General features: G+C 46.4%; 18 protein-coding genes. 3 read left to right on the forward strand and 15 right to left on the reverse strand.

Going from position 1 to position 25,456, the window contains the following annotated elements; translation table 11 throughout:
• Window positions 1-238: 238 nt before the first annotated feature.
• From RT269_RS12455 to RT269_RS12485, 7 genes are all read right to left on the reverse strand, one after another.
• Entirely contained in the window at window positions 239-3,349 is a 3,111-nt protein-coding gene (locus RT269_RS12455) for an alpha-mannosidase (protein ID WP_313183025.1), read from the reverse strand.
• Window positions 3,350-3,367: 18 nt separating this feature from the next.
• Window positions 3,368-4,615 carry a serine hydrolase domain-containing protein gene (locus RT269_RS12460; RefSeq protein WP_313183027.1) on the reverse strand — a complete coding sequence of 416 codons (1,248 nt, stop codon included), beginning with the start codon at window positions 4,613-4,615 and terminating at the stop codon, window positions 3,368-3,370.
• 7 nt (window positions 4,616-4,622) lie between these two features.
• A complete protein-coding gene (locus tag RT269_RS12465; RefSeq protein WP_313183029.1) occupies window positions 4,623-6,125 on the reverse strand; it encodes a response regulator in 1,503 nt (500 codons plus the stop codon).
• 1 nt (window position 6,126) lies between these two features.
• Window positions 6,127-7,911, reverse strand: a complete 1,785-nt coding sequence (locus tag RT269_RS12470) for a sensor histidine kinase (RefSeq protein WP_313183030.1) — start codon at window positions 7,909-7,911, stop codon at window positions 6,127-6,129.
• A 161-nt stretch (window positions 7,912-8,072) separates the two neighbouring features.
• Complete coding sequence (locus RT269_RS12475; RefSeq protein ID WP_313183032.1) at window positions 8,073-8,903, reverse strand: carbohydrate ABC transporter permease; 831 nt, start codon at window positions 8,901-8,903, stop codon at window positions 8,073-8,075.
• 1 nt (window position 8,904) lies between these two features.
• The gene (locus tag RT269_RS12480; protein WP_313183033.1) at window positions 8,905-9,762 is read right to left on the reverse strand and encodes a carbohydrate ABC transporter permease; all 858 of its coding nucleotides are present in this window, start codon (window positions 9,760-9,762) and stop codon (window positions 8,905-8,907) included.
• Between the two features lie 173 nt (window positions 9,763-9,935).
• Window positions 9,936-11,309 (reverse strand): ABC transporter substrate-binding protein, encoded by a 1,374-nt coding sequence (locus RT269_RS12485; protein ID WP_313183034.1) that lies wholly within the window; start codon window positions 11,307-11,309, stop codon window positions 9,936-9,938.
• 302 nt (window positions 11,310-11,611) lie between these two features.
• Here RT269_RS12485 and RT269_RS12490 point away from each other — a divergent pair, with 302 nt between their 5' ends.
• Window positions 11,612-13,804, forward strand: coding sequence for a family 78 glycoside hydrolase catalytic domain (locus tag RT269_RS12490; RefSeq protein ID WP_313183035.1), 2,193 nt, complete (start codon window positions 11,612-11,614; stop codon window positions 13,802-13,804).
• A gap of 230 nt (window positions 13,805-14,034) precedes the next feature.
• On the opposite strand, the gene RT269_RS12495 is transcribed toward RT269_RS12490, so the two are convergent.
• From RT269_RS12495 to RT269_RS12515, 5 genes are read right to left on the reverse strand one after another with little or no spacing between them, the layout of a single operon-like run.
• Entirely contained in the window at window positions 14,035-14,841 is an 807-nt protein-coding gene (locus RT269_RS12495) for an HAD-IIA family hydrolase (RefSeq protein ID WP_313183037.1), read from the reverse strand.
• 46 nt (window positions 14,842-14,887) lie between these two features.
• Entirely contained in the window at window positions 14,888-16,657 is a 1,770-nt protein-coding gene (locus RT269_RS12500) for a glycoside hydrolase family 2 protein (protein WP_313183039.1), read from the reverse strand.
• Between the two features lie 11 nt (window positions 16,658-16,668).
• Window positions 16,669-17,499 carry a carbohydrate ABC transporter permease gene (locus RT269_RS12505; protein WP_313183041.1) on the reverse strand — a complete coding sequence of 277 codons (831 nt, stop codon included), beginning with the start codon at window positions 17,497-17,499 and terminating at the stop codon, window positions 16,669-16,671.
• An 8-nt stretch (window positions 17,500-17,507) separates the two neighbouring features.
• Window positions 17,508-18,398 (reverse strand): carbohydrate ABC transporter permease, encoded by an 891-nt coding sequence (locus tag RT269_RS12510; RefSeq protein ID WP_313183043.1) that lies wholly within the window; start codon window positions 18,396-18,398, stop codon window positions 17,508-17,510.
• 50 nt (window positions 18,399-18,448) lie between these two features.
• Window positions 18,449-19,768, reverse strand: a complete 1,320-nt coding sequence (locus RT269_RS12515) for an ABC transporter substrate-binding protein (RefSeq protein WP_313183044.1) — start codon at window positions 19,766-19,768, stop codon at window positions 18,449-18,451.
• A gap of 306 nt (window positions 19,769-20,074) precedes the next feature.
• Here RT269_RS12515 and RT269_RS12520 point away from each other — a divergent pair, with 306 nt between their 5' ends.
• Together RT269_RS12520 and RT269_RS12525 are read left to right on the forward strand one after the other, a co-directional pair.
• Window positions 20,075-21,043, forward strand: a complete 969-nt coding sequence (locus RT269_RS12520; protein WP_313183046.1) for an ArsR/SmtB family transcription factor — start codon at window positions 20,075-20,077, stop codon at window positions 21,041-21,043.
• A 22-nt stretch (window positions 21,044-21,065) separates the two neighbouring features.
• Entirely contained in the window at window positions 21,066-21,872 is an 807-nt protein-coding gene (locus RT269_RS12525; protein WP_313183048.1) for a sugar phosphate isomerase/epimerase family protein, read from the forward strand.
• Window positions 21,873-22,041: 169 nt separating this feature from the next.
• On the opposite strand, the gene RT269_RS12530 is transcribed toward RT269_RS12525, so the two are convergent.
• From RT269_RS12530 to RT269_RS12540, 3 genes are read right to left on the reverse strand one after another with little or no spacing between them, the layout of a single operon-like run.
• The gene (locus tag RT269_RS12530) at window positions 22,042-23,445 is read right to left on the reverse strand and encodes an FAD-binding oxidoreductase (RefSeq protein ID WP_313183050.1); all 1,404 of its coding nucleotides are present in this window, start codon (window positions 23,443-23,445) and stop codon (window positions 22,042-22,044) included.
• Window positions 23,446-23,447: 2 nt separating this feature from the next.
• Window positions 23,448-24,641, reverse strand: a complete 1,194-nt coding sequence (locus tag RT269_RS12535; protein WP_313183052.1) for an electron transfer flavoprotein subunit alpha — start codon at window positions 24,639-24,641, stop codon at window positions 23,448-23,450.
• Between the two features lie 11 nt (window positions 24,642-24,652).
• Window positions 24,653-25,441, reverse strand: a complete 789-nt coding sequence (locus RT269_RS12540) for an electron transfer flavoprotein subunit beta/FixA family protein (RefSeq protein WP_313155222.1) — start codon at window positions 25,439-25,441, stop codon at window positions 24,653-24,655.
• Between the last annotated feature and the right edge of the window lie 15 nt (window positions 25,442-25,456).

Below are 25,456 nucleotides of genomic sequence, written 5' to 3' on the forward strand. Positions count from 1 at the left end.
TTTATACATTTACATAAACTATTCCTTGACATATGAAGCCTTTCAACTTTGATGCTTAATTTTATACTTATCCACAATTGCAATAAAGGACCGCATTTCTACGATCCTCTACACTCATTACAATCAGCTGAATTTATATTTCACATCACAACCGTTTCACAGATAATACTTCACGGGCTACTATACGCAATTCCCAATTCGCGTTTTACCTTTTATATTCTATCCTTAAATTTTTTCTTCACACTTCCATCCACACCTTAAAGCTCCTGCTTTCAAATGGCTGCAAAACTGCGGATATGCCTGCAGCTTCCCTGATTCCCGCATCCTGTTCCAGCATATTGCAGACCGTCCATTCTTTTATCCGGTAATCTGATTTTATGCCAACTTTCTGCCTGCTGCCTGTCGTCTCATGAATCCTTACCACCAGGCATTCCTCTTTCTCCGCCTTTTTCACCGTATCCACAAGCACTGCCGGGTTATCGGTCCACAACAATCGTTTGCCTGCAAATGCTTCCTTTTCCATTCCCTTCACGGAGCCCACCGGCAGATTCAAATTTATACTTTCCGGAATCGTTCCGCCTTCTGTCACCGTCCCTGCATGGGGGTAGAGGGAATAGGTAAATGAATGTACGCCCATGTCCGCTTCCGTATCCGGATATTTTGCGCTCTTTAACAGGGAAATTTTAAGGGTACTGTCCTTTGCGCTGTATCCATATTTGCAGTCGTTCATAAGGCTGACTCCGAAACTGCTGTCGGAGATATCCGCCCACTTGTGTCCCACCACCTCGAACTTCGCCTGGTCCCAGCTGGTGTTGTAATGGGTTGGACGCTCCACATGGCCAAACTGAATATCATAGGATGCTTTCGTGGCCCTGACATCGAAATCAAAGGCAGCCTTTAAAAGCCGGTGATCCTCATGCCAGTCCACCACAGTTTCAAAATCAATCCGGCGGCTTTTTGCATACAGTACCATGTCCTGTTTGATGGAAGAGCTCCGGTAAATGTAGGAGAAGCGGATCACCGCCCTGACCCCGTTATTTTCCACAAGCCTAGGCGCTTCCTTTACCGCTGCCGTCTCCATTTTCTCCATGTAGAACATATCGATATCCCACGCATCATACCGCATGGGCCTGTCTTCAAAGATTTCCAGACGGTTTCCTTCTCCTCTCAGCACTTCCCGCTCATTTTCCCTGTCATAAACAGAAACAAGCTGCCCTTTCTCGTTCCAGCGGATTTGGTAATACGGTGTCTTTGCCTCCACGTTCAAAAACTCCGCCGTCATCTTCTGTGCAGCGGCTTCCTTTCCCGGAAGAAAACGGATGGTCCTCATTTCAAGCCCGCCCATCTTTACATGAAGGAAACAGCCTTCTCCGGTTCTGCCCGCCAAGATGGGGGTTCCGTCCTGCTCTGCAAAGCTTCCCTCTCTCATTTCCTCGACAAACACAAGGTCGTTCCGGTCAAAGCTGCTGAAATTCCAGAGCGTCCAGTGATCATCGTCAGCCTTTACAAGCCGGCTTAGGAGCACGTCTCTCGTCTCATTTAACAGGCGGTCTGCCTCCCGGTATTCCTTTTCCGAATCCTGGTAAACCTCATGAATGGAGGAGCCCGGAATGATATCGTGGAACTGGTTTCGCAGAACGATTTCCCAGGCGTGGTGAATCTCGTTTTGGGGATATTCCCTATCCTCTGTCATCACCTGACTGGCCAGCCATTCCGTTTCCGCCAGCTTCCATTCCAGCTTCCTGTTCCACTTCTTGTTTCTCGCCTGAGAGGTATAGGTGCCCCGGTGGTATTCTAAATACAGCTCGCCGTCCCATACCGGCTGCCGGCTCTTATTTTCTTCCATATCCTTATGAATCTTCTCAAAGTAATTCCCAGCCGTGTCATTCACCACGTTGGGAACGCCCGGAAGTAAATTCATGGAACGCCTGCTCTTTAACATGCCCGGCGTCACCCCTCCTCCCCCATCGCCATGGCCGAAGGATATCAGCACGTCCTTTGTCAGATCCTTATCCCGGAATTTCTCCCAGCTTCCAAATACCTCAAACGGGGTCAGCTTACCGTTATAAGTGGCTCCATGCTTATGTTCTGAACCATCCTGCTCATAAGGTGTGGTTATAAAATAGGTCAGGACCTCACTGCCATCAATCCCTCTCCACCAGAATAAATCATGAGGCATCCGATTGACATCATTCCAGCTGATTTTCGTGGTCGCAAACGTCTTAATGTTACACTGCTTTAAAATCTGCGGCAGGGCCCAGCTGTAGCCAAACACATCCGGCAGCCAGAGATGGGTGCAGTCCCAGCCGAATTCATCCTTAATAAAGTTACAGCCATACAGGAACTGGCGCACAAGTGCTTCGCCGGAGGTGATATTGCAGTCCGCTTCCAGCCACATACCACCGTCCACTTCCCATCTTCCCTCAGCAATCCTGTTTTTGATCTGCTCATAAATCTCCGGACAGTCCTGTTTGATAAACTGGTAAAGCTGGGGCTGACTCTGCAAAAATAAGAAGTCGTCGTTTTGTTCCATCAACCTGAGCGCGGTAGAAAACGAACGCACCGCTTTTTCATGGGTGTGCTTCAGCCTCCAAAGCCATGCCACATCAATGTGGGTATGGCCCACGCAGTGCACCGTGACCTGGCTGTTTTTCGGCATCCGGGCCAGCTGTTCCTCCAGATTCTCCAGCGCCTTCTTCACCGTGGGATAAAACCGGTCCCGATCCCAGTCAATGAAAGAAAATGCGCCGTCAAGTGCTTCCAGAAGTGCGCCCCGTTCTGTGCCTGTATCCGGCATCAGGGCTGTACTCTTAACAATCCCATCGGAATGGTAATAGAAGCGGTCTGCAGCCAGATTCAAGTATCCGATGCCTGCTTTCTTAAAACAATGGATCTGGTCGGTGGGGACACCGCCACCCTCCAGCCCTGTCCAGAGCAGGAAGGTCAGTTCGATATTCTTCCCCGCAAATGCCTCCAGCACCACCTCATTATGGAATGTATCCACTCCCTGATATGGTTTTCCGTCAATAAAAAGCAGAGATTCAAAACCGCTGTTGAAGCCATCCCCTGTCTTTCCAAAATCAAAGACACCGGTAACCTGGCTGCCTTCCTTTTTCTCCGGAACCTTCGCGGTTGTCTGAAGCCAAAGATAGCGGTCCCTGCCGATAAAAAAGTCGCCTTTTCGGACCTGTTTATCACCATTTAACTGCCCCGGGTATTGGACGATGACCTCATCCGTTTCACAGCCGGCGTCCCTGGAGGCCAACGGGAATAAATCCATTGATTCTTCATACCTCCGGTCCCATAGTTCTTTCGTGTAAGCAGTCAATTTCTCATGAGTTAAAAACATCCTGGTTTCCTTTCTGCATCATAAGTCATGCGAAAATAGTATATTTTTCAGTCTTGCAACCAGCTTTCCGGCATCCTTTTTCTGCTGCATCACAAGAAATGTCACCTTTTCCTGGGGACAGTTCACAAAATAACAGCCGAGCCATCCATCCCAACAGTATTCCATCTGCCTTCCAAGGACGGCTGACTGCCAAGGGTTCCACAGAACCCTCATAAAGTTCCCATAGCTGAAGCCGGATTGGCCAGACCATTTCTCAAAGCTCTCCTGCCGGCTTCCTGACAGCCGGCCCCTGGTCAGATACTCAACGGTAGCGGGCTGAAGAATCCTTTTTCCTCCAAGGCTTCCATTGTTGAGAAGCATTCCGGCAAACTTCTCATAGTCGCTGATGGTGGAGACAAGCCCCGCCCCCCCGGATTCAAATCTGGCTTTATCATCCATGGCATTTCTGATTCCCAGGAAATTTCCTGTGTATTCTTCTAATCTTCCGTCTTCTCCCGTTTCATAGGCCTTTGCCAGACGGTCCCGCTTCTCTTCCGATACATTGAATGCTGTATCCGTCATGCCTAGCGGTTCAAAAATTTCTTTTATTAAAAAGCCGCCAAATGATTCTCCGGTAACTTTCTCAATGACCGCCCCCATGATGTCGGCAGAAATACCATACTTCCACGACGTTCCGGGCTGAAACAGAAGAGGGATTTTCCCTGCCTTCCCGGCAAACTCCTGTGTGGTCATCGGCTCTTTTTTGTACAGGCTTCTTTCGGCCTCGTTGAAAAGCCCTCTCGTCCCCATCTCCGTCAAGGACTCCGAATCCCCGTATGTGAGGCCGGAAGTCATATGAAGGAGATCGTACAGGTTCATGGGGCGTTCCACATCTTCCAGCTGCACTTCCCCTTCCCCGGACGCGGGGCCAGCAGACGCTCTGCATAATCCATCGGTTGGAAATGCCGATACGTTCGTGCCGCAGCACACCTTTCCTCCTGCAAAGGACGGTAAATACTCTTCCACCGGAGTCTGCAGGCAAATTTCTCCCCGTTCCAGTAAAATCATGGCAGCCACGGCTGTCACGGGCTTAGTCATGGAATACAACCGGAAAATGGTATCCTTTCCGATTTTTTTCCCCGCCGCTATATCCGCGAAACCGGCCTCCAGATAGCACAGCTCCCTGCCGTCTCTGGTCACGAGCACATTGGCCCCGCCAAGCTCCCGGTTTTCGACTGCTTTCTGAAGGACCTCTTTCATTTTCTGTTCTAATTCCCTGCTCATCATGCGTACCTTATCCGTTTTCTTTTTTATGATTCTGAATCTGTTCCATATAATCCGATGGGCTGATTCCCATAACCGAGGTAAAGATCCTGCTGAAATAAAACTGGTCGTTATAACCTGTCCTGGACGCCACGTCCTTCACATAGATGGACGGTTCCTCATTCATGATCTCCCTTGCACATTGGATGCGTGCCAGGGTCAGATACTTATTGAAAGAATTGCCGGAATACTTCCGGAACAGCTTGTTCAAATACGTAGGAGACAGCCCAAATTCCCTGCACAGCCGCCCCATGGAAAGGTCCTCGGACAGATGGCGCTCTATAAAGGCCGTGATCCTTCCGAAAAATTCTTCTGTATCCATCTTCTGCTGCTGCGGTTCTTTCCTGATCTTCTGCGCCAGCATGTTCTGGATGGCGTCTGATACCTCATCCAAGTTTTCCGCATAGTAGAAGATTTCATCCAGAATTCTTTCTCCGTTTTGCTCCGCCTGCGACAGCAGGCCAAATTTATCCAGCAGGATCAGAAGATACCGCACCTGAGCTTCCACGTACATCTGTGTTTTTTTCGCTCGTTTCCAATAGCCGAACAGCTCGCCCACCGCCGGCAGGATCCGGTCCCGCTGTCCTTTTTCGATGCAGCTTTCCAGTGCGCGGAATTCACCAGTCCCCTTTTCCCAGCCCTTTTGCTTTTCTTCCTGCAATTCTTCCGCAATCAGGATCTGATTCACACCGATAATAATGCTGCGGTCCAGGATCTGATACAACTCCTCGAACACACGGGCCCCATGTTCAATTAAAAACGGAGCCTCCCGGATCACGCCTGTCACATAATTGGAATTGCCGTGCTCCCTGCGGATAGTCTCAGAAATAATCTGATAAAAGCTCTTATAGATGAGAATATCTTCAGGATAAAGATACATGGCTTCCATCTCGTCCCTGCCATACAGGAAAATCTTCTCATTCTTTCCCGAAAAAATCTCGAATCCCGAATTGCCGGAGTACCGTCTGGGAAGTCCGTTTCTCCTCACAATCGCCGCATAGTATCTTCCTGCTGGAAAATAGCGTTCCAGGACCTCCTTGCTCACAGCATTTTTTTCGCAGAGGCTCTTCATCAACTGATTCCTTTTTCTGGCATAGATTTCATCGAGACGCTCCCCCATGCTGTTTAAGACGCTCTGAAGTGCCGCCGGCTTGATGGGTTTTAACAGATAATCGTATACGCCTGACCGGATCGCGGCCTTTGCATACTCGAACTCCTGATACCCGCTCACCACCAGTGACAGAACATCCGGATAGCGTTCCTTAACCTTTTCCGCAAGAGCAATTCCATCCATCACCGGCATCTTCACATCCGTGATCAGGATATCCGGCAGATCCTCTTCCATCCGTTTTAATGCCTCCTGCCCGTGCTCCGCCGTCACGGTCACTTCAAACTGCGGGCATTTGATGGCGATAATATTGCAGATATGCCTGATGGCCGCCGGTTCATCATCCACTACGAGTATACGGTACATATTATAACTCCCCCTCTTTGGACTCACGGATTCCAAGAAATACTTCCGCGCCCTGTTCGTAGTTCCCCACACGGTAGATCAGTTGCTCCGAATAGAGCAGATAGAGCCGGGCATAGGTATTGGCATTCCCCATTCCCCCGATCTCCATCTCCACATTTCGCTGAATCGAGCTGATCTGCATCCGCAGCTTCATAATCTCATCCCGGACATAATTAAGGGATTCTTCTGAAAATCCGACCCCATTGTCCCTGATTCTGATATACCAGCCTTCCTGATCCTGCCAGCCGGAAATCTCCAGCCGCATGGTCTCATATCCATGTTCATAGCCGTGGGATATACTGTTTTCTACCAGCTGCTGTAAAACCAACTTCGGCAGAATATGATTTCTGATTTCGGGCTGTATGTCGATATGATACTCCAGCTTATGCTCATAACGGCACTTTAAAAGCTTGATATACGCTTCCACGTAGTCGGCTTCCTTTTCCACCGTGGCATACCGCTCCTTGGTATTGGTCGAATACCGCAGCATAGCCGCCAGCCCGTCGCAGATATCACAGATTACCTCATCGTCATTTAATACTCCCCTGCCGGAAATGACATTTAAAATATTATAGATAAAATGAGGATTTACCTGAGCCTGGAGTGCGTCGAACTGGGCCTGAAGCTGAATCATGGAGGTCCTCTTCTCCTTCAAAATCGCGCTGTCCAGACGCTTTAACATATTTTCATAGGATTGTCTCAGCTGTTCAATCTCATTATTGGTTGTTTTCAGCTCCACATTTTCCGTGATATTATTCAGTTTCGTGCGCTCCATCAGTGCCGCCAGTTCCTGAACCGGCTTTGCCAGATGATTGGAAGCCGCGACGGTATAGAGGATCGCAATGGCGATGAAGCTGGCTGCAAGCAGCAGCGTAATCGTAAAAATATAGTGCAGGTCGCTCTTTACCGCATCAAACCGTTCCGCCACTATGATTGCAACGCCCGTTTCCTCTGATACGCTCTCGGCAAGAAACTCCTCATATCCTGTGACCGTATTCCGGTATCTTTTTGCACTGGTATCTCCCTGCGCCAGGAATTCTTCATATCCTAAATCGCCGTCATACCGGCCGTTGCTGAACAGAAGCTTTCCCTGTCTATCGAACAGAAGGACTTTAATCTCGGGATTGGATACCTCAAGCAGAGCTTTTAAAGACTCCTCCGTACGCTGCACCTCGATATAACCCAGATTATCTCCCTGAATCTCCTTTATAACGGAATATACATTCTGTTTCTTCTCCCCCCAGTCATCTTCATGCAGGCCGATGACTGCGAACTCTCCGTAGCCGACAGAATCCATCTCCCCCATCCAGGGAAGCGTGTCGATACCGGCCCTTGGGTCCATCTTCCGTTTCTCATGAATCGTGGATACCACCACACCGTTCCGGTTAAAGAAGATGACCCGATAGAAATTGCTTATGATATAGTCTGTATTAAGTAAATTCCGCACCGCTCTGGCAGCTTCGCTGAAATACAGGGAAGCATAATCAGCATCCTTGGGAAATACGGACAGCTTTCGTATCGCATCCAGGGCATCCACATCGCTTAAAACGTAATGGCATACGTTCTTCATCGCCTTGACCGATTCCTCATACTGCTGGTTTAATTGTCTTGATATATCCTCCAGATTCTGCAGCTCCTGATTCACAGAACGCCTGACGCTGGAATAGTAGAAGGCTCCTCCCAGCAAAATGGCTGCGGACAGAATAAACACAGAGTATACCATGATCATCCGGGTGCGAAATTTCATAATGTTTTACCTCTTTTTGTCGTTTCCTTATGCCGGACAGACAGCACGTAAAACTTTCCCGTACCGTCCTGCTTTTCTATCATTAGTCTACAGTTCCATTTCCGATTAATCAAGCACAAATATTTTCCCCTAAACAGCAGAAGCTCTGCCCGGATAAGGTCTTATCCCTTCACGGAACCGGCTACCATGCCGTCCACGATCCTCTTGTTAAAGAACAGGAACAGCACCAGCATGGGGATTGTAATCATGATCACGTTGGCAAACAGCAGGTTATAGGAACTGGAGTACCGCCCGATAAAATTAAACAGCGTCAGCTGAATTGTGGCATTCTTCGTTCCCGGCAGGAAATATAAGGGATTCGTAAAGTCATTGAACACGGCCACCGCGTTCAAAATGATAACGGTGGACGTCACTGGCTTGAGGAGCGGAAGAATGATCTTTGTGAACATCTGCTTCCTGGAACAGCCGTCAATATATCCCGCTTCTTCCAGTTCTACCGGAATGGAACCTACAAAGCCGCGGTAAAGCATAATGGTGAACGGGATCTGAAGCGCGCATTCAATCAGTATCATTCCCGGAATCGTCTTATATAAATACAGCCCCTTCATAACCCATATCGTCGGCAGAATGGCCGGAGGCACCATGAGCCCCGAGAGGATGACGCTGTTTACAACGCCGGTTAAGCGGTCTCTCCTTCTCTGAAGCACATAGCCGGCCATGGAACAAACCACGATCAGCAGAGCGACCGATCCGGCGGTAAGAACCGCGCTGTTTTTAAAGGACCGGATGAGCAGATAATTGTTGGCCTTTATCACTTCCAGATAATTGTCCCACTGGAACACCTCCGGCAGAGACAGCTGCAGTAAATTGGCTTCCCGCCTCCCCTTTAAAGAATTGACAAACATGAAAACAAACGGTACCACAAATATCCCGCCGGCCACAATCAATCCCATAACATCTCCCAAAAGCCGGATTCTTTTTTTATTCGTCATGTCAGTCTACCTCCCTGCTCAGTAAGAATTTCTGGAGCGGATACGCAAGAACTGCGATCATGAGAAACATGATCACATTTCCCGCCGTCGACAGGCCGTAATAACCTGCAGCATACTGTTTATACACGGCTGATGCAACCACCTCGGTGGCATATCCCGGTCCGCCTCCGGTCATTGCCCAGATTAAATCAAAGCTTCGCATGCCTCCGATGAATGCCAGCATGATAACGGAATTCATGGCCGGTCTCGCCAACGGAATCGTGATATAAAGCAACTGTTTTAATTTTCCTGCACCGTCGATCACCGCCGCTTCGTAATAAGTCTTGTCAATCGCCTGAATTCCTGCGATAAAGATCACCGCTGCGACACCAACGCCCTTCCATACATCGGTTCCAACCACAGAATACAGCGCCAGCTTCATATTTCCCAGCCAGTCAATTCCATGGACCCCGATCAGTTCCAGCACCTTGTTGATGAGTCCTTTCGACGGATGCATCAGCGCCGTAAACGTAATCCCCACCGCAATGGTGGAAACAAGATTGGGAAAGAACACAACGGAACGCAGCAGATTCTTCGTCCTAATGCTGCTGGTCAAGAAAACGCCGATTAAAAATCCCAGTACCACCTTGAGACCACATGTCAGTACCGCGTAGATCATCGTATTCCTAACTCCCGTATTTAAGGCCCGTTCTGAAAAGAACATCTTAAAATTGTCCAGGCCGCAAAATTTCACTTCATTGAAATTCCAGATCGTCAGACTGAAATACAGGGAAAGAAGCAGCGGTATCAGAAAAAACACGGTGAATACGGCCATAGCCGGAACCAGAAACCATGTGGAATATATTTTTTTCTTATCCATTTCGTTCTCCTTCAGTTATATGTCCGGCGTGCCGGACTTCTGTGCCGGAACACGGTCCCAGATATCATACGGCCACGCTCCCCGGAGTTTTTCCTCCGGCCAGGTACACTTTCCTGTTTAAGAAAGAACGAAGCGTATCACCAGAAGTGAACGCTTCGTCTGTCATCCTCAGTTTACTTCCAATCCAGACCTAACTGCACCGCCTGTTTCTTACAATCTTCATCGTAAGCGGCTGCCGCTTCTAATGGAGTTGTCTGGCCTGTTCCCAGTTCCTGACAAATTGCCGGGCAGTCAGCACCTTTCACCGGCGTGATAAATTCCAGTGCCAGGCCGGTCTTTCCGGAATCAAAGTATTCCTGAAGATCGTATTTAACCGCATCGTAAGCATTATCCGGTAATTCGTATCCCTTCACGCAGTATGGTCCTTCCGGAAGAAGTGCTGCTGTGTAGGTATCCAGCGCCTCGTCGGAAATCATGAATTCCATTAAGCGCTTGATATCATCCACCTTACCGGAATTCTTATTTCCATACCAGGAAGATGGCTCCCATACGGTCAGTCCCTGCTTGTCCGGATCATCACCCGGAATCGCAAATGCTCTTACATTATTTACTTCATCTCCATACAGTTCATAGATATTGGAGAGCGCCTGGGAACTGGAGAAGTAATGAGCACCCTCTCCGTTTACGATCATGTCGCAGGCATCGTTATAGGTGGTCGCCATGTAGTCCTCGTTATAATAAGGTGTGGTATCCGCCAGTTTTTCCCAGCTGCGCAGCCCGGCTTCATTGGTGGCGAACTTAATTTCTCCCTGTTCAAACTTCTTTGCGAAATCCGGTTCCTGTACCATCACATTATAGTAGTCCCCCAGGAATGGGAACTGGGTCGTCCACTGATCCGCGTAGGAACCGATCAGTGCTACCTCTCCGGCTTCCTTTAAGACATCACAGTTATGCAGAAATTCATCCCAGGTCTTCGGTACTTCTAAGTTGTATTTTTCATAGACGTTCTTGTTGTATAAGATCACGCCGCCCTTGGCAGAGGATGTGGGAATTCCATATACCACGCCGTCTATGGTGACTGCCTGCTTATACGTATCGTCCAGTCTGGCCGCCCAGTCTTCGTTGGTGATATCAATGAAATACTCTGCCGGATTGAGTGCGGAAAGGAGTGCTCCTGAATTGGTTCCGCAGAGGTCTGCCATATCGCCGGAAGCCAGACGCGTCTTGATGATGCTGTCTCCATTGTCTCCGCCGCCGCGGACTTCCACGTCTACGTGAATTCCAAGCTTCTTTTCTGCCAGTGCAAATACGGCTTCGTATCCGGCCGGCGCCAAGTCCGTTCCGATGGAAGCAGTCAGCGTCGCTTCCTTATACTCCCACTCCCCGTCTTCTGCTTTTGCTTCCTCAGCAGTCTTACCGGCGGCCTCTGTCGTACCGGCAGCCGTCTGATCCGCCTCCGGAGCCTTTTGGTCTGCCCTGCTGCAGCCTGCCATGCTGCCGGCGGCTACAGCTGCCGCTATCATGATTGCGATTGTTCTTCGTTTCATCGAGTCAACCTCCCTGTTTTTTATGGCCTAATTTTATCATATCCGTTCCCGTTTTTAGAATGGAAAATGACATCATGATATGGTGAAAATTTCACACAAACAGAGGAAAAAACGCCTCCTGAAACGTTATTCTCCATCTGCAGTGGCGGATTCTCCATACATTCTGCCCCAGGATCGGAAGCGGATTTACCCTGCCGCAGGGCTGTGTTAAATTCTCCGTTCAACTGTGGCGGATTTTCCATGGACAAAGTATTTTCATTATACTATCCTTAACAAAAAAGTTCATTCATTTGGAGGAAACTATGAAACTGGAAAATAAGAATTGGGTACAGTCCTCCCGCTCCTGCGATGCACCGTACTTCAGAAAGACCTTTCAGATACGAAAACCGGCAGAGGCAGTGATCGCCATCTGCGGCCTGGGCTTCTATGAGCTGTACATAAACGGCAGAAAGGTAAATGGCGACTGTCTGATCCCAGTCACATCGGATTACCGGCCCAGGGATATTTCCAGCTTTCTCTATCCCATGAAGGGTACATTCACTCACCGTACCTATTACGATGTCTATTCAGCCGGAGAATATTTACGGGATGGGGAAAATGTCATTGCCGTCGAACTCGGTAACGGCTGGTATAATCAGAAGGAGCGGATCGTAGAGGGTCATCAGTCCTTTGGAGAGCCGCGGCTCACCTTTCGGCTGGAGATCGCCGGGGAGCAGAAGATGACCATCGTGTCAGATGAGACCATGCGCTGGCATAATAGTGAAGTTACGTTCAACAACCTTTTTTTCGGAGAAAAACACGACCTGCGTCTTAAGCTTCCCGGCTGGCAGTCCCCGGATTTTGACGACTCTCACTGGGAACCGGCAGTTTCCGTCTCCCCGATCGAAACCACGATGTGCCGTTCCGACTGCCCCGGCGATAAAATTATCCGGACACTGATACCTAAGAAGCTCCGGGACAATGGAAAAAGCGCCATCTATGATGCAGGCGAGAATATAAGCGGCTGGGTGACGGTGACCGGGACCGTAGAAGATGGAGAAACTATAACCATCCGCCACGCCGACGAGCTTACGCCCGATGGCGAACTGGACTTCGTCTCCAGCGGAGGTGAGGAACAGATTCAGACCACAGAATATATCGGTAACGGCCGCATGGAAACCATGTGTCCCAAATTCAGCTGGCAGGCCTTCCGTTATTTCGAAGTGACCGGCAGGCTGTCCCAATCCGGAGATACGCCGTTCCTGTGTGCCGTCGTTCACACGGATGTGGAACAGACTTCCTGCTTCCGCTGCAGCAATGAGACATTGAACTGGCTTTATGAGGCATATGTACGGACACAGCTTTCCAACATTCACTGCGGCGTCCCGCTGGATACTCCAAACAGGGAGCGGCTTGGCTATACCGGCGACGGCCAGTTAGGCGCCCGCACGATCATGCTTACCCTGGGCGTAAAACGGCTGTACCGGAAATGGATCCGCGACGTGCTGGACTGCCAGGACAGGGAAAGCGGCCGGATTCAGCACACGGCACCCTTCCAGGGCGGAGGAGGCGGGCCGGCTGCCTGGGGCGCCGCAATTGTTGAAGTTCCCTACCAGTACTATGTCCACTACAGGGACACTGAGGTCCTGAAAGAATGTTTCCCTGCCATGCTGCACTGGTTTGAGTACCTGGAAAGCCGAAGCGAAGACGGCCTCGTCGTCTCCGGTGAGCCCGGAGGTTGGTGCCTGGGAGACTGGAATACCACCCAGGAAATTCTGCTTCCCATTCCCTTTGTCAGTACGTATTTCTATATTAAATCGTTGCAGACCGCCTCTGAAATCGCCGGAATTCTCGGCATGGCAGATCAGAAGGAGCTCCTGGCCGTGACGACAGAGAAAAAGAAAGAATCACTGACCGCTCACTACTACAGCCAAAAGGACAACACCTACTGCGGCGGAGTACAGGCTGCAGATGCATATGCGGCGGATATAGGCCTGGCAAATGACGCCATGGTGGACGCCCTCAATAAAAAATACGCCTCCATGAACGAATTTGATACCGGAATCTTTGGCACAGACATCCTCATCCGCGTATTATTCCGGTATGGTTACGCACAGACGGCCTATGACCTGCTGACGGCAGACGGCCCATCTTCTTTTGAAAAAATCCGGCGCACAGGCGCCACAACGCTGTGGGAATCATTCTTAGATCCGAAAGAATCAAAGAATCATCCGATGTTCGGCGCAGTAACCCGTTATCTGTTCTTAAATCTTCTGGGAATCAAATACTGCGGAGACCGTGAAATCAGCATCATTCCTGATATGGTAGATGGCCTGGATTATGCGGAAGGAAAGATCACCACCATATACGGTATAATTGAAGTAAGTTACAAAAAGCGGGAAAAAGAAATTGAATTTTTGATCAACTGCAGCAAAGGGATTCATCCTGCCTTGCATTACGAAGGACAAACGGTGGGGATTGTTCCTGGAGAGAAAGTTTTGATCGAACGTAATTGATGGAATCAAAGAATAAGCGAATTACTAAATTGCCTCAGGGGATCTCCTTGCTGAAGAAAGAAAATCAAGTTTTAATTTTTAATGGGACTGTGCCCTAAATGAATGGCAGGCACAGTCCCTTATGTCTGGTATTTCGGTCATAATCATTTTCCGGGCTTTTGCCGGATACTCCCAACAGGAAGAGTCTTAAATATACCGGCGGCGGAATCTTTTGCACCGTGACCCTTTGATTACCGGATATGTAAATGCTTCAAGATATCTCCCATCTCCTTTATGCTTTTAAAAACAGCATCCGGGGATATCTCGGATACCGCCAGATCTTCTTCTTTTGTTTCTCCGGTCAAAACCAGAATTCCTGCTGCTCCGTTTTTCACTCCAGCCGCCACGTCTGTATAAATCCTGTCCCCAACAAACGCCATCTCCTTTCGGTCAAATCCTGTCTTTTCTTCTACCATATCAATGGTTTCTTTAAAAGGTTTTCCCAGGTATTTGGGGGTTACACCGGTGGAACGGCTGATTGCTGCGCAGACAGAACCACAGTCCGGAATAAATCCGTTTTCTGTCGGACAGTTAATATCCATATGAGTGGCTAGAAACACAGCTCCATTCCGTATATACGTACAGGCCTTTTCCAGTTTTTCATATGTAAGTGTAGTATCAAAGCCAATAACCACAAGATCCGGCATTTCCTGAGTCATAGGAATGCCGGCACTTACAAAGCTTTCTTCCAATGTTTTTGTTCCCATCAAATATGCTTTTTTTCCTTTATAAAAGGTATTGATATACTGAATCGTCACATCTCCTGATGTCATGATCTTATCTTTGCTTACAAAACAGTTCATTTTTTCCAGTTTCTTTCTATAGCTTTCCGGTGATCTCGAAGAGTTATTTGTAAAAAAAACGTACTGGCGTCCGCTACTTTCCACTTCCCTTAAAAAGTCCAGAGCACCGGAAAGAAGCTGATCACCCAGATAAAACGTTCCGTCCATATCCAGTACAAATAATTTCGTTTGATTCAAAATTTCCCTGTTACCCATAATTCTCTCCAATTTCATGATTGCCAAGGCTGATCCAAAGGCTTTCTCATCTTTTCTGGTCGTTTATTCTCCGAATATCTTCCGGCTTAAATTTGTATCGGTGATCCCTCGTTAAAAGTCCATTTGATTCCTGTTCCACATCAGTCAGCTGTGTATAACAAAAACCATTGATCAAAACCGAATCATAGATTGCATGAATCACCCTTTCATACTCTTCCAGAAAATCAGTGTCCGGCACAGAGGTATATCCCCAATCCTGGTCTCCCGCCAGTATTGCCTTCTCTCTGGTATTTTCTTCCGTCTTTTCTTTCTTTACCCGGATTCCGCCACACTCTGTAAGAACAATGGGCTGCCCGCTATAAAAAAAACCTTTTGCATAAGGAAGCTTTTCCATGACCAAAGGAAGACTCTCCACCTTCCTGAGACATTCAACAAACAGCTGCTGCTGCTTCTTATCATCTATCTCACCATGTTTATAGCTATGAATTGCACAGATGTCACTTTCTGTCATTTCCCATCCATCATTCGAAATCACCAGACGTGTCGAATCCAGTCCATGTGCCAGATAGTACAATGACTGTGCAAAACTCTGCTGCTGTTTATTGGTATAAATTCTGGGTACTCCCCAGCTTTCATTCAGCATTCCCCAAACCACAACAGATGGATGATTATAATCTCGCTGTATGACGTCCAGCCATTCTCTGGTAAATGCCGCAGCCGCCTGAGGGGTATAGGACCAGAAACTAGCCATACCTTCCCATACAAGAAACCCCAGTTTATCCGCCCAATATAAAAACCTGGGATCTTCCACCTTTTCATGTTTTCTGCAGCCATTAAATCCCATGGCCTTTGCTTTTAATATGTCATTACAATATTCCTGATCATCAGGGGCCGTAATCAATCCTTCCTTCCAATACCCCTGGTCCAAAACCAATTTTTGATAATAGGGCTGATTATTTAAATAAAGTTTACCGTCTTCTACGTGTATTTTTCTCATTCCAAAGTAAGATTCCACCACATCTGCCCGAATACCGGAATCTCCTTCTTCTACCTGAATGAGCACATGATACAGGATCGGATTTTCCGGACTCCAGTAGTTTCCCATAAAATGAAAGGAACCTTCCATCGCTTTTTTCCGAAAGACATCTACAGTCAGACTGTTTCTTGCCGTATTGCAAAGCATATTTCCGTGAAATATCTCATCCTCTCCCAGAGTGATGAGCAAATGCACTCTGCATGGCAAAATTGACGTTTCAGTCAGCTGATAATCGATGCGTACAGTTCCCTCATCAATATCCGATGTAAAATGCGCCCATTCCAGACAGGTTTTGGAAACCGGTTCCAACCAAACCGTCTGCCAGATTCCCGTACTGGGAGTATACCAGATAAAACTGGACTCATCTTTCCAGAACTGCTTTCCTCTGGGAATCATTTCATCGCTTAACGGATCTTCAACCTCAACCCTTATTGTCTCTTCCGCCCATGTCAGATATTCCGCAATTGGAAATGAAAATGGAGTCTGTCCACCAATATGACTGCCAATACAGCTGTTATTAATATAAACCCTGCACTGATAATCCACAGCACCGAAATTTAAGAGAATCTCTTTTCCCTTCCATTCCTCCGGCATACAAAACCTTCGTTCATAAGTCACATGATCTTCCGTTATTCTCTTATTGACACCACTCTTTTCGCTCTGGCACACGAACGGAACCTGAATCTTTGCTTTTTCTTCACCATATATAAAATCCCAGAATCCGTTTAAGTTCATCCATTCGTTCCTTACAAAATCCGGACGGGGGTATTCTTCTCTCATTACTATTCTCCTTACTTAATTCCCGATTGTGTAAAGCCTTTAACAATATATTTGTTGGCAAAAATGAAGATAACCATGACCGGAAGTACCGATATCACAGTCGATGCCATCATCATTCCCGGATTTGTGTAATTTTCTCCCAAAACCAGGGCTGCAATCCCTAATGTGATAGTTCTTGTTTCATTCCTGTTAATCACCAGCGACGGCCACAAGTAGCTGTTATATAAACCCAGGAATGTAATGAATGCCTGCGTAATAACGACCGGTTTGACTGACGGCAGCACGATATGCCATAATACCTGGAAAACATTGGCTCCTTCCACGAATCCGGCCTCCTCCAACTCCTGCGGGAAAGCTAACAGAAAATTGTAAATCAGATATATGCACATAACCCCGGATCCTGACGGCAGAATCAGAGGCCAGAATGTATTTAAACCTCCCATTAATTTAAACGTATAAAACAGAGGGAAGTACGTCACAATTTCCGGGACTGCCATGGCCCAGATCAGTGATACCAAAAGAAAACTCTTGCCTGGCAACGGAAGTCTGGCAAGGGAATAAGCAGCCAGTACACTGACGGTGATTCTGAGAACTGTACCTGCTACCGTAACAATCACCGTATTAAAAAGCCAGAGGAGTATGGGAGACGTAGCGGTATTCATAAACAACTCCCTGTAATTCTCTAATGTCCATGTTTTAGGAAGAAGTGTTTTGGACGTAACGGATTCCGCAATCCCCTTAAAGCTGGTAAAGAACATAAACAGAAGGGGAAGGAGAAATATATATGCAACCAAACAGGCAAGGACTACTAAAAATATTTTACTGACATCTTTTCCTTTCATAATTCCTCCTACCTTAATGCTTCTTTTTCTTTGGTAAGATAATACTGGCCAATTGAGCAAAGCACAATCACGATCCCCATCAATACCGTCATGGCACTTCCGACGCCCAGATCATTCCGGTCCATAATGGTGGATGTAATCACCATTATGAAGGACTTCGTCGTTTCACCAGGCCCGCCCTTAGTCATCAGCCTGGTCTGGCCATATACATTAAAGGAGGCTATGATCGTAGTCATAAGCACAAAGAAAAATACATTTTTAATCCCCGGAAAAATAATATATTTAAGCTGTGTCCAAAAACCGGCGCCATCAATTGCCGACGCTTCATATAACTGCATATCTATTTCATTCAGGGCATTTACAAACAACATCATATTATAGCCGATTGTCCACCATACAGTGGCTGCTGTTAGTGAGACCCACACAAACGGCTGCTGTTCCAGCCATGGAACCGCCTTTTTGATAATTCCCATGCTAAGCATCAGGTTATTGAGATATCCGCCGTTTCCTTTCATAAGCCATATAAAGACGGCGGTTACCGCTGTAACCGATACAGAATAAGATACAAAATATATCGTCCGGAACGCCCCTCTCACCTTCCCGGGAAGCCGGTCCAGCAAAAGTGCCAGAGCCAGACTTCCCACTACAAGAAAAGGTGTTGTCGCCCCTACAAAAATCAGGGTATTTTTTAAGCCAAGCATAAATGCCTTATGATACATGGAAGAAGAAAATAGTATCTTGATATAGTTATCCAATCCAACAAACCCCTGATTTCCCTTAACAAGGCTGTACTTAGTTACGCTCATAATAACGCCATATACAAACGGCATAAGCCAAAACATAATAAAAAAGATAATAAAAGGTACTATAAACAAGACAGCCATACTCTTTTTCTTCATATTTTTCCTTTACTTTCGATAAACCTTGTTATCTTAACTGAATTTATTGATTATTGTTCCGAAAGCTCAATAGCAATATCCGTTGCATTCTTCAATTCTGCCATCAGCTGATCTCTGGTTAATTCAGGTTCTTGAAGCACCAGAGCCCAGACTGTTGAGTTCACATATTTGACCTGTTCGCGGATATTATAAATTGCGGGAAGGATCATCGCATCATCAAATATTCCGTAATTAACATTTGCAACCGGATATTTGTCCGGGTTGTCCTTTACCTTTTCCATGGTGGCCAGATGGATGGGCGCCTGACCGGAATCTGCCCAGTTAAGCATCACATCTGGCTGATAAGCATATTTCATAAATGCAGCGATACCATCAAGTTTTTTTTGGTCTGTCACTTCAGCAGATACGCCGAAAGTATGTCCTCCGGCTGGTACGCATGGCGTATCTCCGTATAACTGAGGAAGAACCCCAATTCCAAGATTGTCGCCCAGAATTTCTTTCGCTGCCGTATAATTCCATGGTCCTGTCAGACATACGGCGCTTTTAACGCTTGCATTATCCGCAGTTTCATTCACAAACGTATTGTAATGATCCTGGTCTCCAAGCCCTTTGGCACTGAGGTGGTCTTTATAAATCAGATTATGTACCTTCATAAACGCATCGCATATTTCTTCGGTATCCATTTTGATGTGTTCTCCTTCGACCCAGTTGCATCCAGACTGGCCAAGGGCAGTCATCCATGCCCACTGCTGGTCTCCTGTCAGAGGAATTCCAATGGGATAAATACCGGTATTTACCGAATCAAGCTTATCGCGAAGTGCTATCATGTCGTCATAATTCTTTGGCGGAATATCAACCAGTTCCTTATTATAGTAAAACGTTTCTGCATAAAGATCCAAAGGGAAGGCAAAGACTCCGTCATCATATTTCGCATAGGATTGAGTGATCGGATGGAAGTCATTATCAAAAGATATTCCCGCTTTGTCATACAAATCCGATACCTCCCTAAGGAGCCCCAATGCATGATAAGTGGAGATCCAGTCAGCATGAATGATCAGCATATCAAAATGGTCAGACTTAAATTTCGTATAATGATCGGCATCCTGCAACTGTTCTATAACATATTGATCCTGGGATTCGTTAAAACCGTCTACGATTTTTCTCATAAAAGGACCGTCGCCCCCGGTAAATCCATTAATAAAGGTAATCTTTGTTCGTTCATCTCCTTTTGCCGCATCGGATGCAGGTGCTGTCTTCTGCGTTGCTGCCTCAGTTTTTTCTGCCGCCGTTTTCGAAGAAGGGGCTCCCCCGCATGCTGCCAGGGAAAAAGCCATCAATGTGGATAATAATAATACCGCCTGTCTTTTCATGTTTTTCTCCTTTTCTTTTAAAATTTTTACTTGAAAATCCTCCTATTATTTATTATAATAATATTGTAATAAATAAGTAATCAATTCTCATTTGTAGCAAGATTGTTACTGCATTTTTGTTAAGCAAATAGTAACATGTTTTGTCTTATTCGTCAATATCGAGGTTGTAATTTGTTTTTTTTTGTAAACAACGCACAAATTATATTGTTCTCATTTGTCGCAATTTATTTTTTATTCCATTTTTCATGTTTTTAATAATCAATTTTAACTCCATAGATAATGTAATAATGTAAGAAAGGGATTCCTATGAAAAAACAAAAAGCTCCTGTTAAAATCATTGGTGAACGGGATATCGCATTAAACCTAAGTAACCCCGCCCATCACAGTCATATTATATCGATTGGGAAAGCGCTTTCCTCTCCGGTTCGGCTCAATATATTAAATTTGTTAAAAACAACCCCTCTGTCAATACAGGAAATTGCTGCCATCTTATCAATTCCTGTATCATCAACCGCCGCCCATATCAAATGTCTGGAAGAAGCCCGACTGGTAGTGACGGAAACCCAGCCCGGAAACCATGGTTCCATGCGGGTATGCATCTGCAGCATACAGACATTTAGTCTGGAAACCTTTGATTCTGATTTGGATGTTGTGGATAACACCATCGTTGTTGACATGCCCATCGGCAATTATTATCAGTGTCAGGTTGAACCCACATGCGGACTGGCAGATGAAAACGGGGCCATTGACACATACGACAGTCCTACTTCGTTTTATTCTCCTTACCGCATGAAGGCTCAGCTTTTATGGTTTCAGCAGGGATTTATTGAATATCGTTTTCAAAATCTGATCAATCCTTTGCTGAATCTTCATGAGATTTCATTTTCTATGGAATTATGTTCAGAGGCTCCCGGTTATCTGGAAGATTGGCCTTCCGATATTACAATTTCAGTAAATGGGCATGAAATCACTACATTCTGTTCGCCCGGTGATTTTGGAGCCAGACGGGGGCGTCTGACGCCTGCTGCATGGTCCAATGGGAGAACTCAGTATGGCCTGTTAAAAACGTTTTCTGTCAGGGAAGACGGCGGATACTTGGACAGAATGCTGATCAATCCGGATCTGCATATCAGTGATCTGGAACTGGAGAAATACCCATATATTTCTCTGATCATAGCCATTAAAAAGGATGCCAGATATATAGGAGGTATTAATTTATTTGGTGAGAAATACGGTGATTATCCGCAGGGAATTATCATGAACTTAATATATTAATTTGAAAAACAGGAGGAAAGTCATGAGGGACATCAATATCTCCACGATAATCGGAAGTGAAGTGTCTGTGGAGGAACAATTCCAACTTATTAAAGAAGCCGGTTTCAACGGTGTTTTTACCACATTCACCGGTAGGGAGCCCATTGATTTCTGGGCAGAGGAAGCTTTTAAAAACCAGTTGAATTTTGAGACCATACATGCTCCGTTCCAGTATGCAAACCGGCTCTGGGAAGCCGGTTCTGAAGGGAAAGAGTATCTGAATTATTTGAAAACCATCATTAATGCCTGCAGAAAAATCCAGGTAGATAAATGTGTCATGCACGTAACAGTAGGCAACACGGCCCCCAACGTTTCCGAGGAAGGGCTGAATCTGTTTGCCGAATTGTGTTATTACGCAAAATCAAAACATGTGCATATCTGTTTTGAAAACCTCGAGCCACTCCCTCACATTGATGCCGTAATGGAACGCATCACAGATCCTTTTCATGGTTTTTGCTGGGACTGCGGCCATAATGCATGCTATACTCCTCACATTGACATGATTGAAAAATTCGGTTCCCGTCTGAAATGCATTCACATCCATGATAATCTTGGAGTGACACAGCCCGGGAACATCGATTACCGGGATGACCGTCACCTGCTTCCTTTTGATGGAATTCTAGATTGGGACTGGTATGCCGGGAAATTAAATGAGGTACATTATGAGGGACCGCTCACTTTGGAGCTTTCCATCCTGGGAAAACCGGAATATAAGAATATTCCCCTTGCCTCCTTTTTGAGCCAGGCATACGAAAGGGGCTGCCGTATAAGAAACAAGCTTGCAAATTGAAAAAACCTCCATCCCCAATCATTACATACCCACCGGCCTTTAAAATGGATCTGGTGGTAATAAGGATTTCCCTATTGGAAAAGAAGATTAAATTTCAATTATAAAAAGGAGCCTGAACCTTATGGATTTTTATTGATCCATAAGGTTCAGGCTCCTTTATTTCATTCCGTTACATCTGGGCAATCTTGTGAGGATTTAAAATATTATTAGGGTCAAACACCTTTTTAATTCCGTTCATCAGAATTAAATTCACCTCCGGGAGAGATTCCCTAAGATAAGGCTTCTTAGCAAACCCAATGCCATGTTCTCCGGACACCTGGCCTCCCAGCTTCCTGGCCTTTTCATAAACCTTCTCCATAGCTTTGCTCATACGTTTTTCCCATTCCTCGTCGCTTAAATCATCTTTCAGCATATAGGCATGGAGGTTCCCGTCTCCCGCATGTCCGAAGCTCTTGATCCTTAACTCACACTCTTTTTGCAGGCTATGCAGATAGGTGACCATTTCATTGACTGAGCTTCTTGGAACGACCATATCAACCTCATCCATGTAGGTAGTAGAACCTTTGATGGCTTCCAGGAATGCTCCCCGGGCCTTCCAGATGGATTCTTCTCGTTCCTCCGTATCAGAAATCAGAACATCTAAGGCACCCTGTTCCAGGCAGAGCTTTGCAACGCTGTCATATGCCTTTTCAATTTCTTCCACCGAATTTCCATCAAATTTTAAGAGCAGATAAGCGTCTGACTGCTTATCCGGAAATGCCTTTCCTAAATACTGCTCTGCATCAATAATAACTTCCCGCTGCATGAATTCAATGGCTGTGGGAATGGTCTTTGATTTGACAATTAAAGGAACCGTATTGATTGCATGATCCAGGGTAGGGAAGGGAATCAGCAGGCTGATCACCATCTTGGGGCGGGGAATCAGCTTTAACGTGGCCTTTGTAATAAAACCAAGAGTTCCCTCAGCTCCGACCATTAAATCCTTAAGGGCATACCCGGAGCTGTTTTTTACGACCTTCCCTCCGAATTCCGTAATCTCACCGCTTGGAAGGACAACTTCCAGACCCCTTACATAGTCACGTGTCACTCCATATTTCACGGCGCGCATGCCGCCTGCATTGGTGCTGATGTTACCCCCAATGGTAGCAGATTTTTCGCCTGGATCCGGCGGGTAGAACAGATCATGATCTTCCACGTAAGCAGAAAGCTCCATCAGCAGAACACCTGGCTCCACCGTAATTGTCAGATTATCTTCATCCAGTTCAAGGACCTGATTCATCAGCGTGGTATCTATCATGATCCCGTGTTCCATGGCTACGGATGATCCTACCAGGCCGGTTCCGGCACCTCTTGGAGTCACGGGGATGACATTTTCATAGGCATACTTCATAATTTTAGATATCTCTTCTGCTGATTTTGCTTTCACTACAATGTCAGGATAGCTGCTGGTACCGCTTAATTCATCATGGCTGTACTCTTCATTAATAAAATCACCGGTCAGTATACGCTCCTCGTCCAGAATGATACTTTTTATGTAAGCGATATCATCTTTATCCAGTTTCTTATATCCCATGATTATACTCCTTTCTTCTCTTTTACCCTTGTTATCAGTTTCGGGAGAATTTCATAGAGATCGCCTACCAGACAATAGTGAGCTGATTTGAAGATCGGCGCCTTGGGGTCGCTGTTGATTGCAAATATGGTATCTGAATGGTTCATGCCGGCCACAAACTGAATGGCACCGGAAACTCCACAGGTGATGATCAGCTTCGGCCTGACAGTACGTCCGCTTAATCCAATCTGATATTTTGCATCCAGCCAGCCGGATTCTGCCATTGGTCTGGTGCATGCCACCTGGCCTCCCATAAGATCTGCCAGCTCCCGGAGCATGTTTAAATCCTCTTCTTTTTTCACTCCTCTTCCGGCAACTACCAGAACTTCAGAATTCTCAATGAAGGTCTCCTTCTCCTTTGGCAGAATATCAATGACATCCATGTGACAGACAAGCTTTCCCTTATCTATATCACAATTCACGATTTCTCCCGATTTTACTTCCGAGCGGGCAGGGGCATTCATGATCTTATACCGAACGGTAGCAATCTGAGGACGATGGTTCGGGGTCTTGATATGAGCCATAATGTTGCCGCCAAAGGCTGGCCGGATCTGGGATAAATCCGTATTTTCATTCATTTCTAAAATGGTACAGTCCGCAGTCAGGCCGGTTTTCATTCTGGCAGCCACTCTTGGCGCAAGCTGACGTCCTACGGTGGTTGCTCCTACCAGAATGGATGAGGGCTTGACCTTTTTGATGAAATCTTCAAAGACTGCTGTATAGGGCTCTATTTTGAAACGATCCAGCTCATCCTTATCATAGAGGTAGACTTTATCAGCTCCGTAATGGAGGATCTCTTCACTTTTTTCACGGATATCTTTTCCCATGAACAGAACGTATACCTCCTGCCCGGTGACTGCTGCCATTTCCTTTGCCTTTCCAATCAGTTCAAAGGTGACCGGATGAACGGCGCCATCTACATGGTCTGCATAAACAGCAATTCCCTTCCATTCATCTTTGTTGATCCCGGTTCTTTTTACGTCCTCCACATACTCTACTGCGCCCTCAGGACCCTTTTTTACACAAAGGCGGCACATCTTGCAGGCAGCATTTACGATAACTTTTCCCTCCTGCTCCTCCAAAGCTCCAAAGGGGCAGATCTTTATCAATTCCTGATGATCAGGAATTCTCTCCTGATGTATGATTAATCTTGCCATTTCTTCACCTCCTAAACAAATTTCAGCTCTTCAATCTTTTCAAACAGCTTTTTCGCAAGCACATCTCCCGACTCATCCCACACTTCCTTTTTATCGTTTGTTTCCGGAGGGAAGATCTTTTGTACCTGAGTGGGCGATCCGTTAAGACCGTAATTCATTTCGTCCTTATCCTTCATATCATCAAGGGTAAGGACCTGAATCTGTCTGTCCTTTGTCTCTGATTTTTTTACATATGACGGGAGTCTTGGCTGAAAGATATCTTTATCCACTGCTAAAAGGCATGGGAATTTTACTTTAGCTACCTCTACCTCATCGGGAAGATCCATATCTACCGTAATTCCATCTTCTTCTAACTTCCGGATCCTCACAACATTGGATACGCTTGGAAGATTTAACCATTCCGATATTTCCGGGCCTACCTGCGCGGTGTCCCCGTCTGTGGTCTGCTTGCCGCAAAGAATTAAGTCATACTCTCCCATTGCCTTAATTCCCTGTGCCAGGGTATAGCTGGTCGCAAGGACATCGGCCCCTCCAAAACGTCTGTCTGACAAAAGCGTTCCATGGTCTGCTCCCATGGAAAACGCTTCTTTAATGACCTGCATGGCCTGAGGAGGTCCCATGGAAATAACGTCAACAATACCTCCCGTTTTCTCTTTGATCCGTAGAGCAGTTTCAATGGCATACAAGTCATAGGGATTCATCTTTGAAGCCGCTCCGTCTCTTTTTAACACGCCTGTAACAGGATCCACCTCAACTTTATTGCTGTCAGGTACCTGTTTGATGCAAACAAGGATCTTCATTCTTTTTCTTCCTTT

Source organism: Lacrimispora sp., assembly GCF_032078915.1.
Classification (GTDB): Bacteria; Bacillota; Clostridia; order Lachnospirales; family Lachnospiraceae; genus Lacrimispora.

Coding starts and splice junctions, on each gene's coding strand:
- RT269_RS12455 (WP_313183025.1), bottom strand. CDS start 3,349: ATGTTTTTAACTCATGAGAAATTGACTGCTTACACGAAAGAACTATGG.
- RT269_RS12460 (WP_313183027.1), bottom strand. CDS start 4,615: ATGATGAGCAGGGAATTAGAACAGAAAATGAAAGAGGTCCTTCAGAAA.
- RT269_RS12465 (WP_313183029.1), bottom strand. CDS start 6,125: ATGTACCGTATACTCGTAGTGGATGATGAACCGGCGGCCATCAGGCAT.
- RT269_RS12470 (WP_313183030.1), bottom strand. CDS start 7,911: ATGAAATTTCGCACCCGGATGATCATGGTATACTCTGTGTTTATTCTG.
- RT269_RS12475 (WP_313183032.1), bottom strand. CDS start 8,903: ATGACGAATAAAAAAAGAATCCGGCTTTTGGGAGATGTTATGGGATTG.
- RT269_RS12480 (WP_313183033.1), bottom strand. CDS start 9,762: ATGGATAAGAAAAAAATATATTCCACATGGTTTCTGGTTCCGGCTATG.
- RT269_RS12485 (WP_313183034.1), bottom strand. CDS start 11,309: ATGAAACGAAGAACAATCGCAATCATGATAGCGGCAGCTGTAGCCGCC.
- RT269_RS12490 (WP_313183035.1), top strand. CDS start 11,612: ATGAAACTGGAAAATAAGAATTGGGTACAGTCCTCCCGCTCCTGCGAT.
- RT269_RS12495 (WP_313183037.1), bottom strand. CDS start 14,841: ATGGGTAACAGGGAAATTTTGAATCAAACGAAATTATTTGTACTGGAT.
- RT269_RS12500 (WP_313183039.1), bottom strand. CDS start 16,657: ATGAGAGAAGAATACCCCCGTCCGGATTTTGTAAGGAACGAATGGATG.
- RT269_RS12505 (WP_313183041.1), bottom strand. CDS start 17,499: ATGAAAGGAAAAGATGTCAGTAAAATATTTTTAGTAGTCCTTGCCTGT.
- RT269_RS12510 (WP_313183043.1), bottom strand. CDS start 18,398: ATGAAGAAAAAGAGTATGGCTGTCTTGTTTATAGTACCTTTTATTATC.
- RT269_RS12515 (WP_313183044.1), bottom strand. CDS start 19,768: ATGAAAAGACAGGCGGTATTATTATTATCCACATTGATGGCTTTTTCC.
- RT269_RS12520 (WP_313183046.1), top strand. CDS start 20,075: ATGAAAAAACAAAAAGCTCCTGTTAAAATCATTGGTGAACGGGATATC.
- RT269_RS12525 (WP_313183048.1), top strand. CDS start 21,066: ATGAGGGACATCAATATCTCCACGATAATCGGAAGTGAAGTGTCTGTG.
- RT269_RS12530 (WP_313183050.1), bottom strand. CDS start 23,445: ATGGGATATAAGAAACTGGATAAAGATGATATCGCTTACATAAAAAGT.
- RT269_RS12535 (WP_313183052.1), bottom strand. CDS start 24,641: ATGGCAAGATTAATCATACATCAGGAGAGAATTCCTGATCATCAGGAA.
- RT269_RS12540 (WP_313155222.1), bottom strand. CDS start 25,441: ATGAAGATCCTTGTTTGCATCAAACAGGTACCTGACAGCAATAAAGTT.